This window comes from Methylobacter sp. BlB1, assembly GCF_015476545.1.
In the GTDB taxonomy this organism is placed as follows: domain Bacteria; phylum Pseudomonadota; class Gammaproteobacteria; order Methylococcales; family Methylomonadaceae; genus Methylobacter.
The window spans coordinates 1-3,883 of sequence record NZ_JADMKV010000127.1 but is presented as its reverse complement, the minus strand read 5'-3'; the positions used below and the strand labels follow the sequence as shown (position 1 = coordinate 3,883).

Below are 3,883 nucleotides of genomic sequence, written 5' to 3'. Positions count from 1 at the left end.
CATAAAAGGAAACTTCACATAATGGCACTTATGCAAAGCTTTGCATAAGTGCCATAACCGGTCAGTCAATAATGCTAGATTAACGGCAGGTGAATCTTCGATAACAGTCATTTAACGCCTCGCTTCAGCCGGGGGCCTGACGGTGGCTGTCAAGCGATGCAGCCAAGGTATTTACATTGCCGACGTCATGAGGTATGGAATCTCGGTATTAGAAGAAACGCTTGTTTGAGAGAATCAAGGCTGCCTCGGCTCCACTCCGAGGCAGCCTGACGTCAAACTCGGCCACATTGGTAGCGATTGTCGTCTTCACAGCGCCAGACCTTTCATGCCAGCGCTTGAAGAGCAACCTGTTCTTCTAGATATGGACAATTGTTCCACCTACCAAATCTGACGTGTGCGGCGACTTGCCAAGGCAGATCAGCAGGCATCATGCCAATAACTATTTCAGTTCCACTTAGCACACTGTCTGCGACACACATCAACGGAGCTGCTGGTGCTACGGGCCATAGTGCCGCGTTCCCGTTCGTGTAATACTCCGGGTCTTCTGCCTTCTTATCGTGCATCTAGATCATTAGGGCCAATTCGTTAGCGCGTTCCGGATCATGTCGACCATGCCGGAGCCGCCGGCCGCGACGTTATTGTTCTCGGCAACGATGTCCCCGAACGGTGTCCAGATAGTCCGGTACTCGCTACCGGAATGAACGCCGATGATATAGGGCCCCTCGGGCCAAGTACCAAACAGCGGCCCGCCCGAGTTACCATCGCTCGCGTCCCCCATATGCTCGATCTCCGCGAAGCTGCCATCCGGGTCGTCATCGACCACGCGGATGCCGTTTTCGACAGTCGGCCATTCCCCGCCCGAGTTGAAATCGGCGGCATAGCCGGGATAGCCGATCAGGCTCCAGCGCGACTCGTCCTCCCAGTCAGAGTCGTAGGTGCGGCTACCGAACCAGCCGAGCGCCTCGCCAAGCGGATCATACAGTTTCATAACCGCGACATCAAACGCTTGGGTGGAATCCGAGACGACAGTCGTCGCCATCCGGTAGGCCTCACACCAGGACGCCATGCTGACCATCGAGATCCCGTTGAAGTACGCTGGGGTGAAGAGTGCGCCCCACTTCCTCGGACTACCGTCTCGCGGCATACAGTGCGCCGCGGTGACGATGGTCCGGGGGCCGACCAGCGTCGCCGTACCCGACCGGAAGCTACTACTGCCCGGAACGTCCCAGACTTTCAGCCTCCCAATGCAGTGCAACGGATAGTCGGACGGCACGAAGAAACTGCGGTTGTCCGGATAGTAGACGTTGTGCGCCTGCATCCGGCAGCCGTCGGCCCGCCGCAAGGTCGGCACCGCTCGGCCGGGTGCCCGCTTCGGATGGTAGAGATAGCCCGACCACTGCGGGCGGAACGGCGGCAATGGGTCGACGGTGCCCGACTTCACTGATTCGGAACAGTACTCCGCCGCTAGGCCAGCACGCCCGAGGAAAGATCCCGGCGGAAGCCGGAATCCCACCGAGGAGGGATCGAGCCTCTCAAGCCCGATCTCGGCCGTCTCCTCGTTGGCATCCGATACGAAGACACGCCTGTCGGAGCAGCTCTCCGCCAGCGCCTTCGGCACCTCGCCCTTGGGCAGCTCATTGTCCAGAAAAAGTATTTCGTCCGGCCCGAACGGCAGACCCCGGGCTGGGGTAGAGAACTCGGGTCTAGACGGATCAAGCAACCTGAATCGCGGCATGTTTAACTCTCCATTAGCAAGTAATGATAAAGTTTCTGTATATCTATCATGAAAAGTCATTCCACTGTAATAAACTTGTGATCTATTAAGATTTAAAATTACGGTAGAAGCATGAAAACCATCGAATAACCATTTCAGCCAACCTCTGGAGTGTTATGCGCGCTCTAAGCGAATCAATTAGAACGATTGACTGACGACTGTCGACGGAGCATGCGTAACTCGTTCGGGCTAATTCGACTGACCATCGAATGGCGAACCAAGCAGCACTTGCGCCCAGCGCGCTGGCCCTTTTGAGCCCGAGCCCCGTACGCAAAACCACAGCGTACAGTCTTCGCCATCGTCGATCAACGCCATGAGATCGCCAGCCGCGCCGTCCTTCGGTAAGGACACGATGCCCTTCTCCAGAGCTGCCTCATTTATTCCGGTGGGATTTACAGGAGCCCCCTCAGGCAGTCTAGTCTCGACTTTCTTTGGAACAAGCCGAGCTTGCGCGGCCCGCTGCGACTCGAAAATTCCACCGCGATCATTGTCCGAGCGCCCGCTGACCCCCGGTCCGTTCTCGCTACTACCTCGAACGCCCACGTGCCCCAAACCAAATACACCTACACCTCCCGTTTGGTCAATAGGAGGCTTGGTTTCGCCACCGGCGAGCCCGATGACACCAGCAGCCACCGGCATCTCTCGAGGGGTCGGAACTCCACCCCGCCCGATGATGCCCGCGCCTGGTTCCAATGGCCCGACCAGGGTTGCTACTCCTCCATCAAAGATTTTCTCAATCTTGGCATCAGCGCCTTGGCCGAATAAACCCACGCTGCCCGTTTCGTTGGTAGACGGCACATCCTTTTCGCCCGCATGACCGCCAAGGCCGATAACCCCGGCTCCGAGTAACAGTCGATTCTCATTTGTGTCCAGAATTTTCCCGCCCTCGCCGAAGATACCCGCTCCGGGTAAAACGGCCGTCTGACCTGGCGTCAGATCCGCATCTCCGCCTACGCCATGGACGCCGATTCCTCCGCGCCCACGGCGGGAAAGGCGATCGCCACCGGAGCCGCGGCCGAATACGCCCGTTCCCTCGCGCGGGCCACCGAGTCCAACTACACCTATTGTGCGTCCTCCTGCATCGCCCAAGACTCCGATTCCGTTCTCACCGCCCAATCCACGGACACCCAATCCTCCAACGTTTCCGCCGATTCCGGTGACTCCAGTTCCACCACTGCCGCCCACGTGTTCGGCGCTCCAGCCATTACCGACGATTGCGTCAAGCGCCATTGGTGGACGGAATTCACCATCCTCTTCCGTGTCTTTGGCCACTTCGACGCTGAAAATGGCGTCTCCGCTAAAATTGATCCTGAAGCTGTTGACTTCTATTCCGATGATGTCCACGGAACTGAATTTGTTCTCAGCCCAAATCGTTGTCTGATCGTTGGATCGATTAACGCGACCCGAAACCAAATCGTCGTTACTTTCAGATGAGCCAGACATGTGGGTCTCCTCGTTTCTGGTGAAAAATATTAATATGCGAAATACCTTATAACGTCCACAACTCGTAGTACATAGTGTAATGCTAGGTCCATTTCCACTTTCCCAGATTGTTATCCTTCCGACAGAAAGAGGATGTTAATGTCAGAATATACCTTAGGCTTAGGCTATGCCCGACAGATGTACCTGTAGCGCACCTCTTCCAAGCCGTTACAGAGGCAGTCCATAAATTTTTCCTGTGCTGCTTAACATCCCACATAAGCGGCTACTAACGAAGCACAGTAAAGTTGATAGTCCGAGTTAATGAGATGATTAGTTATCGATGTTGTGCCAAGCCAGATTTCCACGACTTAAGCTAGTATTCATGTTTTGTACTAGATTTCTCGTACTATTACTATTCGTCTAATTACTAATAAGGTAGCCGTCTTGAATAAAAAGTTAATGGTGAAGCTACCGACAGAAGTCTATCAATGAATAACGCTCACTACGGATGATAGATCTAGTTGATCACCTGCAATTGACTGTCCGCTTTCTACTGATACGTTGCCGTTCGGAAAGATGAGGAGAATGGCTACTTTGGGTCGATTTTACCCTTTCAATACTGACCGCTCACTATGTGCCATTATGTGAAGTTTCCTTTTATGCACAGTAACTTGGTGGCGCATAGTT

At 54.6% G+C, this 3,883-nt stretch carries 2 protein-coding genes; both read right to left on the bottom strand.

The window, feature by feature from the left end; genetic code table 11:
* Positions 1–571: 571 nt before the first annotated feature.
* Positions 572–1,735 (bottom strand): serine protease, encoded by a 1,164-nt coding sequence (locus IT781_RS21450; protein WP_194972210.1) that lies wholly within the window; start codon positions 1,733–1,735, stop codon positions 572–574.
* A gap of 228 nt (positions 1,736–1,963) precedes the next feature.
* Positions 1,964–3,217 (bottom strand): hypothetical protein, encoded by a 1,254-nt coding sequence (locus IT781_RS21445; protein WP_194972209.1) that lies wholly within the window; start codon positions 3,215–3,217, stop codon positions 1,964–1,966.
* Positions 3,218–3,883: the final 666 nt, after the last annotated feature.